The organism is Clostridium sp. CM038 (genome assembly GCF_055081105.1).
The window spans coordinates 1061037-1082389 of sequence record NZ_CM143651.1; the positions used below are offsets into that span (position 1 = coordinate 1061037).

A 21353-nucleotide genomic window follows, 5' to 3' on the forward strand; every position below is an offset into this window, starting at 1 on the left:
ATGTCTATAATAAATTTAATCAAAACTTCAATATACAGTCTAAAATCACATAAATTAAGAGTTTTTCTCACAATGATAGGAATAATCATAGGTATAAGCTCTGTAATATCCATTATGTCAGTTGGTAATGGGTTAAAGGTAAAAATGAATGAATCTATGGCGGATACAAGCGCAAATAAAATAAATGTTAATTTTGAACCAGAAAACGTTGATGCGGATTTAACCTTGATTGAACCCTTTAGCAAATCCGACCCATATTCTCTTAAAACAGTGGCTGGAGTAGAAAAGGTTGAGGAATCAAAGGATATGCAAGGAATGGGCGGATATACATCAGGCGAGGCTGTGTATTTTGATAAAAAAGCATACATTGGGCTAGAAGATTATGATGATAAAGAAATAAATATTAAGTATGGTCGTTCTTTCAAAAAAAGTGAAAATTCTAAAAAGTTAATTATGTTGGATTATAAATCAGCAGAAAAACTTTTCGAATCTCCAGAAAAGGCAATAGGTAGTGGAATAACGGTAAATGGAATTATATACGAGGTAGCAGGAGTTCTAGAAAAAGAGGGTGCATTCTCTCTAACAGGTGGAACAAGTTTAATTTCAAAGGAGTCAAAAGAAGATATGAATACAGAGGCCGCTATTTCAAGCTTAGATGTTTATCTTAAAGCTGGTGAAGATAAAAATAAGGTTTTTGAAAACATAAAAAAGGAGCTTATAGTGTCTCATCCTAATTTAAAAGGTGAGTATAAGCTACAGGATCCTCAGGCAAGTACTAAGATATTTGAACAAATTATTGGGTATTTAACTGCTTTCATAGCATTGATTAGTGGTATTTCCTTATTTGTTGGGGGAATAGGTGTAATGAATATAATGTATGTTTCTGTAACTGAGCGGAAACGAGAAATTGGTATACGTAGGGCTATTGGGGCAAAACCTAAAAGTATATTACTCCAATTTCTTATAGAAGCGATTATGGTGACAGGGCTTGGTGGTTTACTTGGTATATTATTCGGATTTATTTTTTGTAAAATAATTGGTGTATTTATGCCATTCCCTCCAGTTATGAGCGGAGAAAGCGTTATAGGAGCAACTGCAATCTCTGTTATAATTGGAATAATTTTTGGAATTATACCAGCAATTAATGCATCGAAAATGGATCCAATTGAGGCTATTTACAATTAAATCTTGGTGAAAGCCATTATTATATTATTTTAAAAATATATTTATTGGAGGCGAATTATGGAAAACGTTAAAAAACCAAAAGTAGGAGCAGGTATAAAAACAATGTCGATTATTCAATTGATTGTTAGTGGGTTTGGGTTAATAGGGATTATAGTAGCCCTTTTAATGAAAGATAAGCTTGCAGCTCAGTATAAAACAATGGGGATGGATGTTCCTCAAGTATCAACTTCTACTTATATTATTAGTTTAGTAATAATAACAATAATAACTATAGGTATTATTTTAATTTTAATGAAAAAGGAATTAGGAATATATATCTATTTTACTGCTATAGTGGCAAACATCGTATATACAATTGTAAGTGATGGATTTAAACCTGTATCACTTGTTGGTTTGATAATCCCTGCACTTATGGGATTATTCATTTGGAAGAAAAAAGAAATATTTAGTACTGACACTAAAACTGAAAATATAGATGTATAGTGCCTGTTATTAATAAGAACAAAAAATAATATTAGATTAAAAATCCTGTTAACTTATTATGTTAACAGGATTTTTAGAATTTGACTGTATGTGCGTTAATGAAAATAATGTAATAGTAATCAAAAAGGCTGCCGTCTATAGGCAGCCAGTTAAGGTAATAAAATTAGTTATAATCTGTTGATGTTAAACAATTCTGAAGACAGATATAGTTCCAATAGCCCCAGCTAGACCTGCAAGTACTATACTAATAGGACCATTTGAATTGTTAGCAAATCTAAAAGATTGTCCTGCTGTTGCGGCATAAACCTTGTTAGAGCCATTTACAGTTGGATTTGTTACTAAAATAGATATACCACCAATAACAACTCCACTAGGGGATTCTTCTAAATCAAGTTGTAAAGCAAAGGTTAAAGGATCTGGAGTAACAGCAAACTTCCAGTCGATTACATAAACACCTGTTGTATTAATTGTAAATATACCTGTTGTTGGATCATAACTTAAATCAGGTCCTACAATATCTACAGTATCATAAATAATAGTGCCGCCAACTGGAATTGATATTTTATTTGTTGTTATAACACCATTTGCATACGAATTAAAACTTGGACCAGTTGCACCAGTTGCTCCGGTTCGTCCAGTTGCTCCAGTTGCACCAGTTCGTCCAGTTGCACCAGTAGCACCAGTTGCTCCGGTTCGTCCAGTCGCACCAGTCGCACCAGTTCGTCCAGTAGCTCCGGTTGCTCCAGTTGCACCAGTTCGTCCAGTTGCACCAGTTGCACCGGTTGCTCCAGTTGCACCAGTTGCACCAGTTCGTCCAGTAGCACCGGTTGCTCCAGTTGCACCAGTTGCACCAGTTGCTCCGGTTGCACCAGTTGCACCAGTTCGTCCAGTTGCACCAGTCGCACCGGTTGCTCCGGTTCGTCCAGTTGCACCGGTTGCTCCGGTTCGTCCAGTTGCACCGGTTGCTCCGGTTCGTCCAGTTGCACCGGTTGCTCCGGTTCGTCCAGTTGCACCGGTTGCTCCGGTTCGTCCGGTTGCACCAGTTGCTCCAGTTCGTCCAGTTGCTCCGGTTGCTCCAGTAGCTCCGGTTGCACCAGTTGCACCAGTTCGTCCAGTTGCTCCGGTTCGTCCAGTAGCCCCAGTTGGTCCAGTTGGTCCAACTATGCATTTTATACAGCAAGGATGACAGTCGTGTTTGTCATCACAGTGGTGTTTCTCATCGCAGTGTGGTCTTTCGTCACAGTGGTCTTTATCATTACAGTGTGATTTGTCATTACAATTGTGCTTTTTAGGAATTAAAAAGTCATAAGGTTCATATTCATCGTCAGATTGATATTTTTCAGAAGAAAAATCATTGTATTTATTCAATATAGATACCTTCCTTATTAATAATATTTTTTCTATTTAAAGAGCTTGTACTTTCTTTTATTTAAGATGCTTACACTTTCTATACATAATATGCAAATACCTTGCTTTGTGTTAAAGATATATATTAACAATTTAGTTCAACAATTACCATTCGAACTATTTATGTGAAAATTATGTGTTTTGTGAAAAATTGTTATGATCGTCATTGATTAAAAATGGTTACTTATATATAATAGAAAGATATGGTTAAAAATAGATATTTATTATATTTCTTAGGAGGAGGTTGCAATGAGACTTATTAGAGGATTTTATGCCAGAGAAGCTTTGCAGGTTGCTAAGGAACTTTTAGGAAAAACACTTGTACATGAAGTTAATGGAGTAAAGTTAAGAGGAAAGATAGTTGAAACAGAAGCATACATTGGAACAATAGATAAGGCTTGTCATGCTTACGGGGGAAAACATACACCAAGACTTGAGATTTTATATGGCATGCCTGGCATCGCATACGTATATTTTATTTATGGGATGTATCATTGCTTTAATGTAATAACAAAAGAAGAAGGAATTGCTGAAGGAGTTTTAATTAGAGCTATTCAGCCAATAGAAGGTCTAGACGAAATGTCAAAGCTAAGATTTAAAAAAAGTTATAATGAATTGACAAAAGCTCAAATTAAAAATTTAACCACAGGCCCATCTAAGCTCTGTATAGCTATGAATATAAATAAGGAAAATAACAAACAGGATTTGTGCATAAGCGAACTATATATTGAAGACGCAGTGGAAAAAGAAAAAATTGAAATTATAGAAGCTAAGAGAATTGGAATTGATTATGCAGAAGAAGCAAAGGACTTTCTATGGAGATTTTACATTAAAAACAATATTTGGGTATCTGTAAAATAGAGAAATTACATCATCTCTAAACTAATCTGGTATTTTTTGAATGGTTCTTAATCCTGTCTTTACAAGATTATAATGCATATCCACCATTTATATACTTCCTTTCGCTAATAAGTATTAAAACTTCTATTATAGTTATATGATTATTATTTAAATCTTGGTTAGTTGGCTGAATAGGGAATGTTTCTTTTGATAAGAAAATTGACTATAATAATATTGATATTGAATCATTATAATAAAAATGAAGGGAAGTAATCGGAATGAGTTTTTTATTTAAAGACAATGATAAAAAAGAGGGGGTACAAGAAATTAAGTTTGGGAAAATTATAAATAAAAATAGAAAAATTATAAGGGAGGCAACATTTAGAATATTAAGTACTGCAATTATATATAATGATGAAGAAGATTATTATGATACATTGGCAACATGTGTTAATGAAAATAATGTAATAGAAACAATAAGCATAGAAGGATTTGATATACATGAAAATGTTGTAGATCTTAAAGGGGCGTATATTGACTATGAAGAGGATTCAGAAGTAAACTTCACTGGGACAATATACTATTTGTAATTTTATGTAGATTATGAAAAGAATTGAAATAATAGAGAGGTTAGTATATCGTATACTAACCTCAATTTGTTATGTCCTTCTATATTCCTTTTTTTATGGGTACTTATTGCTCACATAAGCATATTATAGTATAAAAATTAGAAAGTGGTGATAACAATGTATTTATTTCCATATGATGCATCTTGGATGGTGGCGCAACGGCACATTACTGAGCCTAGGATAATTAGTGAAGCAGAAGTAGATTTAAGAAATATTATGCGTATACTTTGGGAACAACATATTGTCTGGACGAGGATGACAATAACAAGCATAATAAAAGATTTACCAGATGTAGATTTTGTTACTAAGCGACTTCTTCGAAATCCAACAGATTTTAAGTTAGTATTAAAACCTTTCTATGGGGATGAAATTGCTTCTCAATTTAGTGAATTATTTAAAAGTCATCTTGTCATCGCCGCACAGCTTGTTAAAGCGGCCAAAGCTGGTTATAGTAAAGAGGCAGCAGATGCTGAGAAAAGATGGTACGCAAATGCAGATGAAATCGCAGTTTTCCTTGCTAGAATCAATCCTTATTGGTCTCAAGAAAATTGGAAAACAATGTTATATGAACACTTGGCTATGACCAAAGCAGAGGCAATCGATATACTTACCAACAACTACGAAAGAAGCATCACAGTATACGATGAAATTGAAAATCAAGCTCTAAAGATGGCAGACGTTATGGCAGAGGGCATTGTTAAACAATTTTCAAAATAAGTTTTCAATTCATCTTCTGCAAAGCTGTGCAGCTACGCAGGAGATAATTTAATTATAAAAAGTATAGATAATTAAAGGCATATAGGGTAAAATTAAAAATATGGCACTTTATGGTTAAACAAAGGAGGAGTATTTTGGAGATTAATCAAATATCACAATTATTAAAGAATATTGGCACCAGTGGAACGCAATCCACAAGATCAGACTTTAAATATTAATAGGAATCATTCATATGTTTAATTTATCAACGATGCAATGGTCATGTTTAATAATATCGGCCATCTTAGTAGGAGTTTCAAAGACAGGAATAAGCGGATTTCTGATGCCTGTTATACCAATTATTGCTAGTGTTTTTGGAGGGAAAGAATCTACAGGTGTTATACTTCCTATATTAGTAGTAGGGGATGTTTTTGCAGTGTACTATTATAATCGACATGCTAAATGGGAAAATATAAAAAAACTTTTGCCATGGACAATCATAGGTTTACTACTAGGCGTTATAGTTGGAAACTTTATTAATGATAAACAATTTAAGGCGGTTATATCTATTTCAGTTTTACTTTGCTTAGTCGCTTTAATTTATACTGAAAAAAAAGGTGGAAATATAAAAGTCTCAACAAATAAATGGTTTTATGCAATGGCTGGAATTGCTACTGGCTTTACATCCATGATTGGTAATGCTGCAGGCCCTATATTCAGTGTGTATTTGTTATCTATGAACTTCAAAAAAAATGATTTTATGGGCACAACGGCTTGGTTTTTCTTTCTTGTTAATTTGGCCAAATTACCATTGCAAATTTTATTTTGGCAAAATATTTCATTTAAAACTATTTTACTTAGCATTGGTATGATACCAGCAATTGCAGTAGGAGCACTCTTAGGGATGCTTATGATTAAAAAAATTAATGAAAAAAACTTCAGATATATTATTATAATCATGACATTTATAGCAGCAGTAAGACTGTTGGTATAAGTTTAGAAAAAACAGTAATCCGATTTATAATCATATTTTATGCACAAGGATATAGTATCTTTAATGATTTAGATGAAATTTTTTCTTCTTCCAATTTTGATAAATAAAAATTATTAAATAAATGAAAAGGCTGTGAAGTAATTACTTCACAGCTTTTAATATTAGCTATAGAATTTTTATAATTTTAAATATCCAATACGACAGTATTCCCCTAATTTAGCAAAGTTACTATGATAGAATGTTTTTAATGAAGTTTTTAAAAATAAAAATGTAAAATTTTGTACTGAGGTAGATATGGTTAAGAATAAAATAGAAGGTTTAACACAGGTAAAGTAGAGTGGAGCACATTATTTTTTATAAGAGGGTACGTTACTTAGGAGGAATTATTTATGAGGGAAGTTGAATTTTCAGAACTAATAAATATTGATTCACTAAAAAAGATGGCTGAAAATATTTATGCTGCTGTAGGCATTAATTTTGGAATTGTGGATATAGACGGCACAATTATTATTGCAACGGGATGGCAGGATATATGCACTAAGTTTCATAGAGTTCATCCAGTTACATGCATGCAATGCTCCATTAGTGATCAATATATTAGTGATCATATTATGGATGGTGTATATATATCTTATAAGTGTCTAAATAATATGAGGGATATTGCATTTCCTATTGTTATTTCAGGAGAACATTTGGCTACGATTTTTTTTAGCCAATTTTTTTATGAAGATGAAGTAATAGATAAAGAATATTTTGCAGCACAAGCAATAGAATTAGGGTTTGATGAAAAAGAGTATCTAGATGCGTTAAGCAAGGTGCCTGTTTATTCTAAAAAGAAGGTTGATCATATAATTGAGTATTATTCAGGGCTTATTATGACGCTTGCCGAAAGTGGTTTAAGGCAACTTACGTATGAAAATTCTCAGAATGAACTTGAAAAAAGCCAAAAATATCTAAGCGCAATTTTTAATTCCGTAAGTGATTCAATATTCATTCATGATGTTTATGGAAATATAACAGATGTAAATGAAACTGCCACCACTATGTTTGGTTATTCGCAAAATGAATTAATAAGCATGAATGTATACGATATTATCTCAAAAAAATCTGATAATACTGAAGTTGATATAGCATCGTTAAGTAGTAATGAACATCTTATACAAGAGTTTATAGTTAAAAATAAAAGTAACAAAGACTTTTGGGTAGAAGTTAATGTTCATGCTACAAAGATTCATGAAGATGAAATAATTATAGCAACTGTGCGAGATATTACAGAAAAAAAACGGAGTGAATTAGCATTACAGAATGAAGCTATTGAAATAGAGAAGTTAAGATCTGAATTTTTTGCCAATGTTTCTCATGAACTAAAAACTCCCTTAAATATAATATTAGGTACAATACAAATTATTGGAATGTGTATTAATGATGAAGAAAATCTTATTAATAGGGAAAAGATTATTAATAATATAAATATTGAAAAACATAATTGCTTTAGATTGCTAAAAGTAATAAACAATTTAATTGATTTAACTAAATTAGATGTAGGTTTTTATGAACTGAATATGGTCAATTGTAATATTGTTAATATAGTGGAGGAAATTACTTTATCTGTAGCTGTAGCTGAGTATATTAATAATAATGGCTTAAGTCTCATATTTGATACTGATATAGAGGAAAAGATAGTGGCTTGCGATCTAGATAAAATTGAAAGAATAATGCTTAACATGCTATCCAATGCTATAAAGTTTACAAATCCTGGTGGAAGCATAATTGTTAATATATCTGATGGTGAAGAATACATAACTATTTCAATTGAAGACACAGGAATAGGTATACCGAGCGACAAGGTGAATCTAATATTCGATAGATTTCGTCAGGTAGATAAATCATTTACAAGAAATTATGAAGGAAGTGGTATTGGATTATCTCTTGTTAAATCACTGGTAGAAATACAAGGTGGGACGATAACAGTTGAGAGTAAATATGGAGTTGGTACTAAGTTTTTTATAAAATTTCCTGTTAAGGTATTGAAGCATGATGGCAGAGAAGAAAGTATAAAGAGGGTTGATAATGGCATAAACGATTTTGAGCAAAAAATAAAAATTGAGTTTTCAGATGTATATAAATAGGACATGCTGGATTTAATACCTATTCCATTTTGACAAGCAGAATCTTCAAGAGCTCACTTCCACAAAGATAGACAAAGCCACATAATCTGTGCAGCTTTGTCTATCTTTTGATTTTATACATACTTGAGATATCATTTAATAGATGCCTTGCCTCATTTTTCGCTTAGTAATAATACTTCCTAAGAGCCAAAGTGCAACAATCCAAATAAGTAAATATATAAGCTGTCCTTTAAAATAAAACATGCCATTCCCGTTCTCTATCCCTTGAATCAATGTCATATATGCATTTTGTGGAAGGATACTGCAAATAGTATCAAAAACTTTATTGTTCCCCGTAAAGGAATAAAAACAGCCTGCTAATATACAAGTTATTACGTATATAGCACTGGCCACTAAAGAGATGTTTCTCTCTAGCACTGATGAAATAAATAAAGCAAGTGATGTTGAGAGAGCAGTAAGAATTCCAATTAACATTGCTAGCATTAAAAGGCCAAATCCAATCTTTATATTAAAACACAGCTTTGTGATAACAATTACTAGATAGGTGGGTATATAAAGACATAAAAATGTAAAAATTCCCTGTGCAAAAATATATTGCTTTTCGCTTACGGGTGTCGTTAATATCCGCCTAAATGTTTTTAGGGTTCTATCTTCTGGATAAAGGATCGTCAAAGCAACCCCCTGCATTAAAACAATCATTAGAATAAATCCTAAAATATTTGTTCCAACACCTCTTTTCGATTGTCCACTTTGATCGCTTTTGGGAATTTTACCGAAGTTAAAAAAGTTTTCTATGAGTTCCTTATCAGCTTTGCTTTTTATACCTGTTACCTCATAGGTTCCATCGTTTTTTTCTTCCACAACGGCAGCATATTTACCCAAAAGGAGATTCGAAGTAGCTGGTTTTTCATTCATTACATCAATTTTAATCCTATCATTTTTGGGAATGCTCTGTGCATAATTTGTTACCAAGGCAATATGTTCCTTCATCTCCATTTTGCCAGAAAAAAATACAGCAACTCCAATCATAAGGGGTACAACGACCACTGCAATTATAACTATCTCTTTTTTTGCTAAAATCCTGTTTAAATTATTTTTAAATAGATTGAGCACATTCATTATACATATTCCTCCGGTTTAAAAGTGATTTGACATATTATTATACAGATGATACTACTAAACAACACAATGAGAAGAGTAGGGAGGTATATGCTGAAATCATTATCATAAATGACCTTAAATGTACATTCTGTAACCCACTTGACTGGCGATAAATAAGATATTCTCTCCACTATATTTCCAAGACTAGCTACAGAAAAAAACAAGCCACCCAAAAATATAAACAAAAACAAAAATATTTGCATTACAGAATTTGCTCCTTCTTCACTTTTGAAAATACAGCAGAACATGGTGCCGAGAGAGCAGCCAAATAACGAAAATACATTGATTAACAACATAATATACAGAATGTTTTTTCCTCCAAAGTTAATATGAAAAATATATTGTCCTACAAGCAATAAAACACTGTATGAAACCGTACCCAAAATATAAGTAGCAATCAATTTAGATAGATATATCTCTGTTTTTGAAACCGGAGCATATACTATGCGAGTATTACCTTCCTTTACCCTTTCTTCCATAAATGTATTGGAAGCTGTCATGGCAATGAATAACGCTGTAAAAATCATCATTGTGACTCCATAATAATCATAGGAACTTACATGCCCTGCACCATAATTACCTTTTGTCACAAAACCCATAACCGCAATCATTATTATTGGAAATACAGTGTTAAACATTAGCAGAGTTGGGTTTCTAATGATATTCATAAAATCAAATTTGACTATTTTTATAAAGTTCATGTATTTCCTCCTAATCTCTTAGATTCTTTCCGGTAAGTTCTAAAAATACAGTTTCTAGAGATGCCTCTTTACTGCTCATACTTTCAATCTTACAGCCCTTTGCTATGATTACGGATATGATTTCATTGAGATTATCCTTTGACTTTTCGGCGGTTATTTTAAACACATTTTCAGTAATTTCAATTTTAGTTATGCCATCAATTCCGGAAAATTGATTATTGCTTAATTCATTTAAATTGTTTACATGAAAAGAATATGTGATTTCATCATTCACTTCCTGTTTTAATTCTTCTTTTGTACCTTCAGCAATAATCTTTCCTTCGTTCATAATAATGATTCTATCAGAAATCGCTTCCACTTCTTCCATGTAATGTGTGGAATAGATAACTGTTGCACCTTCATTTTTCAGGATTTTAATCGATTCCAATATATGATTTCTTGATTGGGGGTCGATACCAACTGTGGGTTCATCCATGATAATAAGTTTTGGCTTATGGGCAATGGCACAAGCAATATTTAATCTTCTTTTCATGCCGCCTGAAAAGGTTTTTGGCTTATCATCCTTTCTATCGTAAAGACCTACTAATTCAAGGGCCTCCTTGACCTGTTTTTCCAGCTGATTTTCTTTGAGTTTATATAGACTTGCAAAAAAACGCACATTTTTCTCGGCAGTAATTTCTTCATAAATGGCCAGGTCCTGAGGAACTATTCCAATTCCCAGTTTGATGGCTTTTACATCTTTTTTTAAATCATGGCCCAAAATAGTTATTTCGCCATTATCAGGTGATAATATGGTGGCAAGGATATTGATAATTGTACTCTTGCCCGCCCCATTAGGACCTAAGAGTCCAAGAATTTCACCTCTATTTACTACAAAATTTATTCCATCAACAGCTTTTTTCGTATTATAACTTTTTTCTAAATTTTTAACGGTAACAATATTATTCATTTTTATCTCTCCTCTCATTTCGAGAATGATTTCTTCGTCTTTCAAATTCCTTTAATGCCCTCGATTGATCGTCACTTAGTTCTTCTTCCCCTCCAAAACCAGCATCTTCTTCAAATCCATCCTGCTCTTCACCGTTGAAACGATACAGTTTCTTTAATAGGTTCCACAATATTTCCATTTCGTTCGTGGTGAAATCTTTAAAAACATCTGCGAAAAAGTTCATTCCTTTTTCACCACATTCCATCATTACCTGTTTCCCAGACTCTGTAATTTTAACATTTACCGCGCGCCTATCCTTCTGGCTCGGCATCGTGACAACGTAACCTTTATTTTCGATAATCGTTATCAGTTGTTTCACACTCTGTTTGGTGGTACCTAACTTTCTCGCAATATTGTTCAGCGTAGTTCCATCCTCCGGCAAATGAATAATTGCAATCATTGCCATAAACTGTCTTGAAGTTAAGCTCTCAAAGTATTTATCGCCTTGTACCTGAAGCTTATTGTTAAGAGAAAAAAGTGTAGCGTAAGTTTGCTGCATTAAAAATAAATCTCTATAGTTATCCATAAATACCTCCTATTATTAAGACATTATACTGTCGAAACAATAGTAACAGAACACTTTAAATTTGTCAATATACTGTCTATTTTTGTGAATACAGTCAAACTATAATCTATATCTCAAACGACTATTAGTAGTTTGAGATATAGAACCTCAAAAGAGATTTAAACCACCTGTGAGTTCTGTATCGTAGTTATAGTTCAGTACATGCTATCAAGGACTGTAATTTTTATAAAGTTACTGTTTTACCTTTTATAAAGGAAGCTAACATGGCTAGAAAAGTAGGGTAGCAATAGGCATTGAAATGTATATAACTCCAGTCATTAAGAAAAACCATCTGGAGCTGAGCTCAGATGGTTTTTTCTTTGGTCGAAGATAGCATTTTATTATTTTGTATATTTTTGTTTTAGGTGTAACCAAAATAATAGAACTACCGGCATTTTGATGAAATCTACGCTAAAAGCAATTAATTTTTAATTACCAATTTATAGGGCTTAAATTTATATGTATTATTCCAAATATCTTCTGACGAGGGTATATATGTGTAGTTAAACTATTTTCCGTTCAAAATCACACCTTTCTATAAATTATTATTAAATTTTAAAATTTCATGATAATTTACTACTATTAGTTAGAAATATTGTATGCCATTTTTCTTATAAGTTTTAATAAATTTTCTCTATCTTCATAAGTATCTAAAGAAAGCATTATCTTTCCGTAAAGCTCTTCTTCAAATTTAATATGTTCCTCTTGTGCCATGTGACCTTCCTGCGTAAGTTCTAGTTTATAGGATCTTCTATCCTTGTTACTAATAGCTCTAATAATAAGATTACGCTTTTCTAATCTATCAATCATGCTGGTTAATGTACTTTTAGGTACATTTAATGTTTCTAATATATCTTTTATAATAATATTTTCTTTTTCAGAGACAATTCTAAGTATTGTAAGTTCATTAGTTCTTAGTCCTTGTATTCTCAAAAACTTTGATTCTATTTCCTTATAATTGGAGGCTACTAGCATAAAATGCCATAATTTATTTAATTCATCTACTTGCTTTTTATATTCTTTATCCATATTATCACTCCAAAATTTATTTTATATTAGCATTAATAGCAAAACTTTTATGATTTATTTTTTTAAAGTTAAATGGCTTAAATCCAGACTTTATTAAGAGTTCTTCGATTTTATTCTTATGATATATTTTATAATCACCAGTATTACTTAGTTTGTAATATAAATTTAATACTTGTCTAATAACTACTGGTGCAGTTGGATCTCCAATAATTAATGTTCCATTAGATTTTAATATTCTTTTCATCTCCAATAATGTTTTATCTGGGTTCGGATAATGGTGAAATGATGCATTACATACGATTACATCAAAAGTATTATTTTCCCAAGGAATACATTCTGAATCGCTAACTTTTAAATCTGCTCTATTACCAAGATTTTTTTTTGCAACATCAATCATTTTTTCTGAAATATCTAATCCAGATAATTCTATATTATTATTTTCAACTAATTTCATCAATACATTTCCTGTGCCACATCCAACATCTAATAATTTTTTAGGCTTAACAAGCATTATTCTGTTAATAATTTCATTATACATCGGAGCTACGAATTTCCCATTAGCACTTTTATCGTAAGATTCAGCTTGTTTATTAAAATTTATTTTTGAATTCTCTTTAAAAACATTTTTATTGCTTTTCATATAAGTTCCCCCTCTAAATAATAGAGCTTTCACGGAAACTCCTTAGCTCCTGTGATTACTCATTTTTAGTATCATTAATTTTTGTTGATTCCCCCACTTTTTTTGCATAAAACACTTGACAAGCCTGTAAAATTTTGCGGTCCTCCTCTTAAAGACATGTTTTAATAGGAGGATTATTTTATGCTTAAAAATTGGAGCTCTCATGCTGATTATCAGCAATTTATTATTTTAAATCTCTCATGTTTCTACAAAGCTTTTCCTAAAAAAATTATAGAACTTGAACCTTCTATCTCTAAGTTGTATTGCTTAGACTTAGATATTCTTAGAGAGATATTAAAACCTTATTATTCTAATATTGGTAGACCTGCAACTCTTCAACCTGAGATATTTCGTTCATTTTCTTTAATGCTTTTTCAAAAGGAAACAAGCATTACCAACTGGGTTAAAAAGATTCATGCCTGTGAGTTACTTGCAACCTGTATAGGCTGCACTAAAAATAATGTCCCATCACTTGGTGCTCATTATGATTTTATCTCTAGATTATGGCTTTCAAATCTGTCTACCGACAGGGTAAACCTAAAAAAAATATATTCGTATAAGAAGAAACCCTCTAAAATTAAGGCACCCGGGAAAAATAAAAAGCTTCCTAATAAAAAAACTGGTGTTGTTAAGAGAATTTCAGATTTTTTTGAAGCTGGTCGCTCATTTTCCCTAAGAGCCGAAAGGCTGCTTCAAAAAATATTCTCATTAGTTGCTGTAGAACCCTCTTTTAATCTTAACTTAATAGAAAAAGATAACCTTACAGTTGGCGGCGATGGTACTTGTGTTCACTGTAAGTCTTCTTACTATGGTTCTAAAGTTTGTGACTGCCGTGAAAATGGAATTTACGATTGCAAATGCCCTCGTAGACTTTCTGACATAAATGCTAATTGGGGTTGGGACAGCCATGAAAATCGTTGGTTTTATGGCTACACTCTCTATGCTTTATCTGTCTATAATAAAAAATATAAGATAGATCTACCTATTTATCTACGATTTGTAGAGGCAAGCAGACACGACAGTGTCACTGGAATAGTAGCATTAGCTGAATTTAGAGAACTGTTACCGCAGTTCACTATATCAAATTATGTTCTTGACTCAGCTAATGATAACTACCCTACATATGAATTATGTTCTAAATGGAACATTAATCCCTTTATTGATCTGAACTCCAAAAACAAAGGAAATTCAAAATATCCAGTTACTCTAGATATTAATGAAAAAGGATTTCCTATCTGTATTGGTGGCCATGAAATGGTCTATAACGGTTATGAAAAAAGTCGTTCACGCCTTAAATGGCGTTGCCCTTTAGTTTTAAAAAAGGTTGCTAGTTGCTCTTGCTGTGAACAGTGCTCACCTTCACCTTATGGGCGAGTAATCTACACTAAACCATCATGGGATTTGCGGTTGTTTACTCCTGTGCCTCGCGGCTCAAAACAATGGAAAACTATTTATAAAACTAGAACCTGCTCAGAACGTATAAACAATCGTATTCTAAATGATTATAAAATTCATACTTTACGAATACATGGTAAAAAACGTTATTCATTTATGACTATGATTGCTGGAATTAATATTCATCTAGATGCAAGACTTAAAGTTTCAGGTTTTAGTATTTTAAATTTATTAGAGTAGCTGTTTGACAATTAAGTACTTTTTTCTGAAAATTCCTGCATCGTGTAGGCTTGTTTGCTATACCTATTTTTATTCCTAACTGCTCTCTGAACATAAAATTTATAGCACTATAATGACTCTATACATAATTAAGTTTTACATATTAGTTTCCGTGACTACTCTAATATAGCACGTTGATATAGTTCTTGTTTCGTACTATATTAATATAGTACTACTTTTCATAAAAAAACTCAATATTATTTAAGTTTTTTTATGAAATAGAGTGTAGATAATTGAACTAACGAATCTAATGTAATTGGACAGGATATGAAGAAAAAGTCACTATCAAAGAAAAGGCTATGAAGTTGCTTGAAAAATCAAATTTTAAATATGAATATAAACATATTACCTATGAAAAATCAGGTCATATGCTAACAGTACCATTTCAGTCTATACCATCATTAAAAGGATCTAGAGTAGACATAGACAGGTGGGCAAAAGCAAATATTGATGCATGGAATGAGACAATTGATTTTTTGGAAAATTGGGCAAAGTAGTATCGTTAATATAAAGTTTTGTTCATGTCGTATACTAATAATTTAACTACTGTAACTAAATATTTAAACTTTTTTTTATGATTCAGTATAGAGAAGTCGGAAAAAATCACGCTAAAAAACAGTTATCTATGGTATAATTTACTTATAAATTGTTGCAAATTGTCAGAACTTACGAAGGTATACAGTTGAAAGAGGTAAGTTTAAAGATATATCAATAAGATTTTACGCAAGGGGGAATTAAATTGTTAGAGGTAAAAAACCTTACTAAAAAGTTTAAAGATTTTACAGCGGTGGATGGAGTTTCTTTTGAAGTTAATAAGGGAGAAATATTAGGTCTCATCGGAGAAAATGGAGCTGGGAAAACAACTATAATGAGAATGCTTGCAACTATGCTTAAGGTAACAGAGGGAGAAGGGAAAATTTCAGGACATGATTTAGTAAATGAGCCTGAGAGTATTAGAGAGGAAATTGGAATTTTATTTGGTGGAGAGGTTGGCCTATATGACAGGCTTACAACAAGAGAAAATATAATGTATTTTGCTCAATTAAATGGAATGAACGCATGCGATGCCAAGAAAAGCATTGAAGAGCTTACGCGAGAACTTGAAATGAGTGAATTTATAGATAAAAGGGTAGGGAAATTTTCAAGAGGTATGAAACAAAAGGTAGCAATTGCAAGAAGTATTGTCCATAAGCCTTCAGTTATGTTATTTGATGAGCCAAGTACCGGACTTGATGTTTCTGCCACAAGACTTATTCAAGATTTTATATTTAAGTGTAAGTCAGAAGGTAAGGCTATAGTTTTCTCAAGTCACAGTATGGTAGAGGTTGAAAAGCTTTGTGATAGAGTTGTAATAATACATAAGGGAAAAGTTGTGGAACATGGAACAATAAGTTCGCTTAAGGCTAAATATAATAATGAAGACATGGAAGATATTTTTGTTAAGCTTATTGGAGGTAATCATGAATAAATTAGTTAGTGTAATATTGGTTAAAGAACTTAAGGACATGCTTAGAGATAAAAAGACAATAATAGTAAGTTTGTTAATTCCTCTTTTATTAATGCCTATACTTAGCTTTATTATGGGGAAAACTATGAATAGTGCTGAGGATTCTGTTGAAAAAAATATAAATATTGTGATGGTCGATAAGGGAAATAGCAGCATTGCGAAGATATTAAAAAATGATAAAACTATTAAATTTAAAACGGGCATTGATGGGAAAGCCGCAGTAAAGGATGGAGAAGCACTGCTTTTTATAGAAATACCAAAGAATTTTGATGAATCTATTTCAAGTGGTAATGTTTCTGATTTAAAGATTTTTTATGATAATACAAATACAAAATCATCTATTGCACTTAGCAAGGTAACGGAAACAGTAGACAAATTAAGTAAACAAATAGTTGCAAATAGATTAACAAAAATAAATATTGATGTAAAGATATTAACGCCAATAAAAATTGCTAAAACAAGTTTTCAAAAGGAAGAAAATGCACAAAGTCAAATGTTATTAGGTATAATGATTCCTATGCTTGTACTCCTTTATAGTGCACAAGGAACCCTTGCAGCAGCCACAGATTTAGGAGCAGGTGAAAAGGAAAGAGGAACACTTGAACCACTTTTAACAACAAAAGCTGGGAGACATTATATATTAACAGGAAAACTCTTTGCAATAACAATAATGGGATTTATAGTATCGGTATGTTCAATGCTTGGACTTCTAATTTCAATGAAAATACCTAATGGAATGTTCGGAAATGGAAGTTCTTCAGTTGGTTTAAGTTACAAAGCAATAGCCTTAATTGGAGTAATAGCAATAATAACAACAATGTTTTTTGGTGCTCTTGAACTAGCGGTAAGTATATATGCTCGTTCATTCAAGGAAGCCCAAACCTATTTGGTACCATTTTCAATAATTCCGATATTTGCCGCTTATGGAACTATGTTTATGGATTCAAAAAACATACCTTTTCTTTATTTTAATATACCATTGCTTAGTGTAAGCTCAGTGGTTAAGGAACTTACAAGTGGAATTTATAATTATGGTCATATAGGAATAACAATAGTATGGTCCATAGTTTATACGATAGTTGCTGTTATGCTAGCAAAACATATGTTTAATAAGGAAAGTGTAATATTTAGATCTTAATAATTTAACCTGTAAAATAAACGAAGGATTTAAACTGTATAATTAGAAAATCGAGAGCATAGCAAAGTAGGTGTAATTTAAATGGCATTAAGACAAATTAGATTTTTTGATGATGAAATACTAAGAAAAAAGAGTAGAATAGTTGATGTGGTAGATAATAAAATAAGACAAATACTAAATGATATGGCAGAAACTATGTATAATACAGAAAATGGTGGAGGATTAGCAGCTCCACAAGTAGGTATATTAAAACAATTAGTTGTAATAGATATGGGTCAAGGACTTATAAAACTAGTTAATCCAAGGATAATTAAGCAGGAAGGTATTCAAGAAGTTATAGAGGGATGTTTAAGTATTCCAAATACATTTGGAAAATTAAAAAGACCTGAAAAAGTAGTGGTGCAAGCATTGGATGAAAATGGTGATGAAATTATATTGACTGGTACAGGAGATTTAGCAAAATGTTTTTGTCATGAAATAGACCATTTAGTAGGTATTCTTTTTACTGATTTAGTTACTGAATATATAAAGTAATGTTATTGAACTTAACCATGTTAAATGGATACTAAAAATAAACAACTACCGTAAAATATATTGAATTTACGTAAGTTGGCATCGCTTTTCATATGGTGTCAGCTTTGCTTTTAGTTGAATATATCTGGTTATTTTATTATCCTTTTACCTATTACAAATTTTTCTTTATAATATCCAGTTAATTCAGATGTTTTTATAACATCACCAGTTTTAGGAGAATGTATAAATTTACTGTTTCCAATATACATTCCTACATGGGATACTTGATATGGAAGATCTGGATTTGTCATAAAAAAGACTAAATCCCCATTTTTAAGATTATTCATATTAATAGAAACACCTTTATTTATTTGGTCCATAGTTGTTCTGGGCAAATTTATACCAAAATGTTTATAAGCATACTGTACAAACCCCGAACAATCAAATCCACCTTTTACATATTTACCTGTAGAATCTAATATTGCAGGAGTTGTGCCACCAAATAAGTATTTCATTCCTAAAAACGTATTTGAATATGAGACTAAATCATTCCCATTTATTAAGGCTTCATATTGTTGTCCATTTTTAATATATTTAGCTTTGGTTAATGGAGTTTCAAAATTCGAAGAAATAACAAAAATCATATATACTATTGTTACTGCTAAGAGAATTAACAGTATTAACCAAAGTCTTACTGGATTCCTTTTGTTAAAAGATTTTCTCATATTGCCCCCCACACTACGATGTTTAATATAACCTTATATTAAATTACTATATCATTTCTAAAAATATTCTAAAATGTTTAGAAAAATCAAGAATTCTTACAATACACTAATAGCTAATTTTGATTAATAGACAAATTTATACTATAATATATTCATCTAGAATGTGATTGAGAGCATTTAGATATTGGGGAGAGGGTAATACTATGGAATATATAGGAATATTAGCATTCTTTTTAGCTATTTCAAATATGGGATTAAGTGATAAAGTTAAAAAACTAAAAGAAGATGTTAAAAAAATGAAGAATTCAATGAAGGGGGAAGTCAAAATGTCTGAAATACTAAAAGAACTTGAAGGTAAAAGATGTACGCTTACAGTGAGTGGAAGTTTAGTGGGACCAATAGATTGTGAAGTTATAAATGTGGATGGTGAATGGATGAAGGTAAATCAATTTGTAAGAAAAGATCAACGTAAAATAAGGATAATTAGAATTGATAATATAAATGATATAAATGATGTGTCAATAGTCTAATTTCTATTAAGTATGATGGATAGGCATTTAGCGTCTATCCATTATTTTTTTTGCCCTTATCGATAGGGTTACATCATTTTCAATATGTAATGTGATAGCATTACCCTAATTTAGCAAAGATTATATGGTAGAATGGGTCGAATGAGGGTTTAGATAATAAAATGTGAAATTTTTAAAAGGGGATGAACAAAATGGATTTTATAACTGTAAATGAGAAAAAATGTATTAAATGCGAACAATGTATTAAGGAATGTCCAGCATATGTTCTAAAGATGGGAGAAAAGGGACCAGAAGAAGTAGCAAATACCACTTGCATTGCCTGTGGACATTGTGTTGCTATATGCCCGAGGGAAGCTATAGATAATAAAAAAATACCACTCGCACAACAAGTTGATGCAAAAGATTTTGCAGAATTAAATGCAGAGCAGGCGGAGCATTTTCTAAGGGCACGTCGTTCTATAAGAAATTATCAAGATAAGTCTGTATCAAGAGAAAAATTAACAAAATTAGTTGATATTGCAAGGCTAGCACCTACTGGAAGTAATAGTCAAGGTATATCATTTGTTGTAGTTGAGGATAAGCAATTAGTTAAAAAAGCTGCTGAACTTACTATTCGAATGATAGAAAAATCTCCACTAAAGGATGCATTAAAAGGATTAATCAGTACTTATAGGGAAGACGGGGTTGATTCAATTCTGCGAGGTGCTCCAAACTTAATTATAACCACTGCGGACAAAGTCTTTTCAAACGGGAGGGCTAATTCTATTTCTTGTCTGACTTATCTAGAATTATTTGCTCCTTCACTAGGACTTGGAACTTGTTGGGCTGGATTTTTTGAGTATTGTGCATCCATTAAGGGTTCACCAATGTTTAAATTATTTAATATTCCAGAAGGCAAAACTATAACAGCTGCCGTTATGGTCGGATATCCTAAGTATAGCTATAAGAAATTAGTTGATAGAAATCCATTAGAGGTTACTTATATATAATATTATAGGGAGATTAAGTATGTTACATACAATTTTAGGAGCTTACTAGCATTTACTCTAAATTTTCAACTGTTAATAAAGTAATTTAAGTTAAAGTCCTAATCAGTGGACAATATAAATTTCATTGATTAGGGCTTATATATATTGTACTGTGTGATTAAACATTCTCTTTAGTAATCATTTTTGGGGGTTTTTATAGTTTTGAAAATTATATAACAAACATTTATGATATAATTGGTACATATTATAGTATGAGTGATATTTTTGATAGTAGTGATAATTAAATTATTTATATAGTATAAAATTATAAAAAAAGTTAATATAGGGACCTTCTAAAAATTAAAAATTGGAGGAATAATTATGCAAAGAAAATTATATAAGTCTACCACAGATAAACAAATAGACGGCGTTTGCGGTGGTATTGCTGAGTATTTTGATATAGATGCTACAGTTATCAGATTAGCTTGGGTACTTTTAACGCTAATATATGGTATAGGTATATTATTTTATATAATATGTTGTGTTGTTTTGCCAGTTAATAATAATACTCATTATGATGATGACGATACAATTCAATTTAAAGAATTATAAATGTAGGAACTTATGCTGGACAAACTGTAAACCATCTACATGTGCACTTGTTTTCCAGATATATAGGTGATGTGACTGATCCAAGGGGTGGGGTAAGGAATTTAAAAGAAGCTTTAATTGAGTATAATGGATAGGCATTTAGTGCTTATCCACTATTTTTTTGTCAATTGCCTGTTGACAGTTCCCTTAGAGGATAGTTT

23 protein-coding genes and 1 pseudogene are annotated in these 21353 nt (G+C 31.5%); 16 read left to right on the forward strand and 8 right to left on the reverse strand.

The window, feature by feature from the left end; genetic code table 11:
• Both ACWJKS_RS04750 and ACWJKS_RS04755 read left to right on the forward strand, forming a co-directional pair.
• The gene (locus ACWJKS_RS04750; RefSeq protein WP_462960549.1) at positions 1-1185 is read left to right on the forward strand and encodes an ABC transporter permease; all 1185 of its coding nucleotides are present in this window, start codon (positions 1-3) and stop codon (positions 1183-1185) included.
• A 57-nt stretch (positions 1186-1242) separates the two neighbouring features.
• Positions 1243-1668 (forward strand): hypothetical protein, encoded by a 426-nt coding sequence (locus tag ACWJKS_RS04755; RefSeq protein WP_462960550.1) that lies wholly within the window; start codon positions 1243-1245, stop codon positions 1666-1668.
• A gap of 183 nt (positions 1669-1851) precedes the next feature.
• Here the strand turns inward: ACWJKS_RS04755 and ACWJKS_RS04760 are convergent, their stop codons facing one another.
• On the reverse strand, positions 1852-3036 hold the full coding sequence (locus ACWJKS_RS04760; RefSeq protein WP_462960551.1) for a complement C1q domain-containing protein: 1185 nt from the start codon (positions 3034-3036) through the stop codon (positions 1852-1854).
• 288 nt (positions 3037-3324) lie between these two features.
• On the opposite strand from ACWJKS_RS04760, the gene ACWJKS_RS04765 reads away from it, so the two are divergent.
• The 5 genes from ACWJKS_RS04765 to ACWJKS_RS04785 all read left to right on the forward strand — a co-directional run bounded on the left by ACWJKS_RS04765 (position 3325) and on the right by ACWJKS_RS04785 (position 8363).
• Positions 3325-3936 carry a DNA-3-methyladenine glycosylase gene (locus ACWJKS_RS04765; RefSeq protein ID WP_462960552.1) on the forward strand — a complete coding sequence of 204 codons (612 nt, stop codon included), beginning with the start codon at positions 3325-3327 and terminating at the stop codon, positions 3934-3936.
• Positions 3937-4193: 257 nt separating this feature from the next.
• Positions 4194-4505, forward strand: a complete 312-nt coding sequence (locus ACWJKS_RS04770; protein ID WP_462960553.1) for a hypothetical protein — start codon at positions 4194-4196, stop codon at positions 4503-4505.
• A gap of 186 nt (positions 4506-4691) precedes the next feature.
• Positions 4692-5261 (forward strand): acetylglutamate kinase, encoded by a 570-nt coding sequence (locus ACWJKS_RS04775; protein ID WP_462960554.1) that lies wholly within the window; start codon positions 4692-4694, stop codon positions 5259-5261.
• A gap of 232 nt (positions 5262-5493) precedes the next feature.
• Positions 5494-6234 carry a sulfite exporter TauE/SafE family protein gene (locus ACWJKS_RS04780; protein ID WP_462960555.1) on the forward strand — a complete coding sequence of 247 codons (741 nt, stop codon included), beginning with the start codon at positions 5494-5496 and terminating at the stop codon, positions 6232-6234.
• 389 nt (positions 6235-6623) lie between these two features.
• Entirely contained in the window at positions 6624-8363 is a 1740-nt protein-coding gene (locus tag ACWJKS_RS04785) for a sensor histidine kinase (RefSeq protein WP_462960556.1), read from the forward strand.
• A gap of 135 nt (positions 8364-8498) precedes the next feature.
• On the opposite strand, the gene ACWJKS_RS04790 is transcribed toward ACWJKS_RS04785, so the two are convergent.
• The 6 genes from ACWJKS_RS04790 to ACWJKS_RS04815 form a co-directional block, all read right to left on the reverse strand.
• Positions 8499-9482, reverse strand: coding sequence for an ABC transporter permease (locus ACWJKS_RS04790; RefSeq protein ID WP_462960557.1), 984 nt, complete (start codon positions 9480-9482; stop codon positions 8499-8501).
• Positions 9482-10225 carry an ABC transporter permease gene (locus tag ACWJKS_RS04795; protein ID WP_462960558.1) on the reverse strand — a complete coding sequence of 248 codons (744 nt, stop codon included), beginning with the start codon at positions 10223-10225 and terminating at the stop codon, positions 9482-9484. Before ACWJKS_RS04795 ends, ACWJKS_RS04790 begins: the two co-directional genes overlap by 1 nt.
• A gap of 10 nt (positions 10226-10235) precedes the next feature.
• Positions 10236-11174 carry an ABC transporter ATP-binding protein gene (locus ACWJKS_RS04800; protein ID WP_462960559.1) on the reverse strand — a complete coding sequence of 313 codons (939 nt, stop codon included), beginning with the start codon at positions 11172-11174 and terminating at the stop codon, positions 10236-10238.
• The gene (locus ACWJKS_RS04805) at positions 11167-11739 is read right to left on the reverse strand and encodes a MarR family winged helix-turn-helix transcriptional regulator (RefSeq protein ID WP_462960560.1); all 573 of its coding nucleotides are present in this window, start codon (positions 11737-11739) and stop codon (positions 11167-11169) included. Before ACWJKS_RS04805 ends, ACWJKS_RS04800 begins: the two co-directional genes overlap by 8 nt.
• A 621-nt stretch (positions 11740-12360) precedes the next feature.
• Positions 12361-12807 (reverse strand): MarR family winged helix-turn-helix transcriptional regulator, encoded by a 447-nt coding sequence (locus tag ACWJKS_RS04810; RefSeq protein ID WP_462960561.1) that lies wholly within the window; start codon positions 12805-12807, stop codon positions 12361-12363.
• A gap of 16 nt (positions 12808-12823) precedes the next feature.
• Positions 12824-13447 carry a class I SAM-dependent methyltransferase gene (locus tag ACWJKS_RS04815; RefSeq protein WP_462960562.1) on the reverse strand — a complete coding sequence of 208 codons (624 nt, stop codon included), beginning with the start codon at positions 13445-13447 and terminating at the stop codon, positions 12824-12826.
• A gap of 180 nt (positions 13448-13627) precedes the next feature.
• Between ACWJKS_RS04815 and ACWJKS_RS04820 the strand changes: the two genes are divergently transcribed.
• The 5 genes from ACWJKS_RS04820 (at position 13628) to def (ending at position 18339) form a co-directional block, all read left to right on the forward strand.
• Entirely contained in the window at positions 13628-15121 is a 1494-nt protein-coding gene (locus ACWJKS_RS04820) for a hypothetical protein (RefSeq protein WP_462959674.1), read from the forward strand.
• A gap of 323 nt (positions 15122-15444) precedes the next feature.
• A complete protein-coding gene (locus ACWJKS_RS04825) occupies positions 15445-15657 on the forward strand; it encodes an acyl-CoA thioester hydrolase/BAAT C-terminal domain-containing protein (RefSeq protein ID WP_462961045.1) in 213 nt (70 codons plus the stop codon).
• A gap of 242 nt (positions 15658-15899) precedes the next feature.
• Positions 15900-16628 (forward strand): ABC transporter ATP-binding protein, encoded by a 729-nt coding sequence (locus tag ACWJKS_RS04830; protein ID WP_462960563.1) that lies wholly within the window; start codon positions 15900-15902, stop codon positions 16626-16628.
• Positions 16621-17805, forward strand: coding sequence for an ABC transporter permease (locus ACWJKS_RS04835; RefSeq protein WP_462960564.1), 1185 nt, complete (start codon positions 16621-16623; stop codon positions 17803-17805). Before ACWJKS_RS04830 ends, ACWJKS_RS04835 begins: the two co-directional genes overlap by 8 nt.
• 81 nt (positions 17806-17886) lie before the next feature.
• Entirely contained in the window at positions 17887-18339 is a 453-nt protein-coding gene (gene def / locus ACWJKS_RS04840) for a peptide deformylase (protein WP_462960565.1), read from the forward strand.
• 128 nt (positions 18340-18467) lie between these two features.
• Here the strand turns inward: def and ACWJKS_RS04845 are convergent, their stop codons facing one another.
• A complete protein-coding gene (locus tag ACWJKS_RS04845) occupies positions 18468-19043 on the reverse strand; it encodes a C40 family peptidase (RefSeq protein ID WP_462960566.1) in 576 nt (191 codons plus the stop codon).
• A 203-nt stretch (positions 19044-19246) separates the two neighbouring features.
• On the opposite strand from ACWJKS_RS04845, the gene ACWJKS_RS04850 reads away from it, so the two are divergent.
• The 4 genes and pseudogenes from ACWJKS_RS04850 to ACWJKS_RS04865 form a co-directional block, all read left to right on the forward strand.
• On the forward strand, positions 19247-19573 hold the full coding sequence (locus ACWJKS_RS04850; RefSeq protein WP_462960567.1) for a hypothetical protein: 327 nt from the start codon (positions 19247-19249) through the stop codon (positions 19571-19573).
• A 191-nt stretch (positions 19574-19764) separates the two neighbouring features.
• Positions 19765-20562, forward strand: a complete 798-nt coding sequence (locus tag ACWJKS_RS04855; protein ID WP_462960568.1) for a nitroreductase family protein — start codon at positions 19765-19767, stop codon at positions 20560-20562.
• Positions 20563-20922: 360 nt separating this feature from the next.
• Positions 20923-21153 carry a PspC domain-containing protein gene (locus tag ACWJKS_RS04860; RefSeq protein ID WP_462960569.1) on the forward strand — a complete coding sequence of 77 codons (231 nt, stop codon included), beginning with the start codon at positions 20923-20925 and terminating at the stop codon, positions 21151-21153.
• A pseudogene (locus ACWJKS_RS04865) lies at positions 21150-21287 on the forward strand (HIT domain-containing protein); the annotation flags it as partial. The gene ACWJKS_RS04860 and the pseudogene ACWJKS_RS04865, both read left to right, overlap by 4 nt.
• Positions 21288-21353 lie beyond the last annotated feature (66 nt).

Coding starts and splice junctions, on each gene's coding strand:
- ACWJKS_RS04835 (WP_462960564.1), top strand. CDS start 16,621: ATGAATAAATTAGTTAGTGTAATATTGGTTAAAGAACTTAAGGACATG.
- ACWJKS_RS04770 (WP_462960553.1), top strand. CDS start 4,194: ATGAGTTTTTTATTTAAAGACAATGATAAAAAAGAGGGGGTACAAGAA.
- ACWJKS_RS04820 (WP_462959674.1), top strand. CDS start 13,628: ATGCTTAAAAATTGGAGCTCTCATGCTGATTATCAGCAATTTATTATT.
- ACWJKS_RS04805 (WP_462960560.1), bottom strand. CDS start 11,739: ATGGATAACTATAGAGATTTATTTTTAATGCAGCAAACTTACGCTACA.
- ACWJKS_RS04855 (WP_462960568.1), top strand. CDS start 19,765: ATGGATTTTATAACTGTAAATGAGAAAAAATGTATTAAATGCGAACAA.
- ACWJKS_RS04780 (WP_462960555.1), top strand. CDS start 5,494: ATGTTTAATTTATCAACGATGCAATGGTCATGTTTAATAATATCGGCC.
- ACWJKS_RS04860 (WP_462960569.1), top strand. CDS start 20,923: ATGCAAAGAAAATTATATAAGTCTACCACAGATAAACAAATAGACGGC.
- ACWJKS_RS04845 (WP_462960566.1), bottom strand. CDS start 19,043: ATGAGAAAATCTTTTAACAAAAGGAATCCAGTAAGACTTTGGTTAATA.
- ACWJKS_RS04815 (WP_462960562.1), bottom strand. CDS start 13,447: ATGAAAAGCAATAAAAATGTTTTTAAAGAGAATTCAAAAATAAATTTT.
- ACWJKS_RS04850 (WP_462960567.1), top strand. CDS start 19,247: ATGGAATATATAGGAATATTAGCATTCTTTTTAGCTATTTCAAATATG.
- ACWJKS_RS04755 (WP_462960550.1), top strand. CDS start 1,243: ATGGAAAACGTTAAAAAACCAAAAGTAGGAGCAGGTATAAAAACAATG.
- ACWJKS_RS04785 (WP_462960556.1), top strand. CDS start 6,624: ATGAGGGAAGTTGAATTTTCAGAACTAATAAATATTGATTCACTAAAA.
- ACWJKS_RS04750 (WP_462960549.1), top strand. CDS start 1: ATGTCTATAATAAATTTAATCAAAACTTCAATATACAGTCTAAAATCA.
- ACWJKS_RS04765 (WP_462960552.1), top strand. CDS start 3,325: ATGAGACTTATTAGAGGATTTTATGCCAGAGAAGCTTTGCAGGTTGCT.
- ACWJKS_RS04800 (WP_462960559.1), bottom strand. CDS start 11,174: ATGAATAATATTGTTACCGTTAAAAATTTAGAAAAAAGTTATAATACG.
- def (WP_462960565.1), top strand. CDS start 17,887: ATGGCATTAAGACAAATTAGATTTTTTGATGATGAAATACTAAGAAAA.
- ACWJKS_RS04775 (WP_462960554.1), top strand. CDS start 4,692: ATGGTGGCGCAACGGCACATTACTGAGCCTAGGATAATTAGTGAAGCA.
- ACWJKS_RS04795 (WP_462960558.1), bottom strand. CDS start 10,225: ATGAACTTTATAAAAATAGTCAAATTTGATTTTATGAATATCATTAGA.
- ACWJKS_RS04810 (WP_462960561.1), bottom strand. CDS start 12,807: ATGGATAAAGAATATAAAAAGCAAGTAGATGAATTAAATAAATTATGG.
- ACWJKS_RS04790 (WP_462960557.1), bottom strand. CDS start 9,482: ATGAATGTGCTCAATCTATTTAAAAATAATTTAAACAGGATTTTAGCA.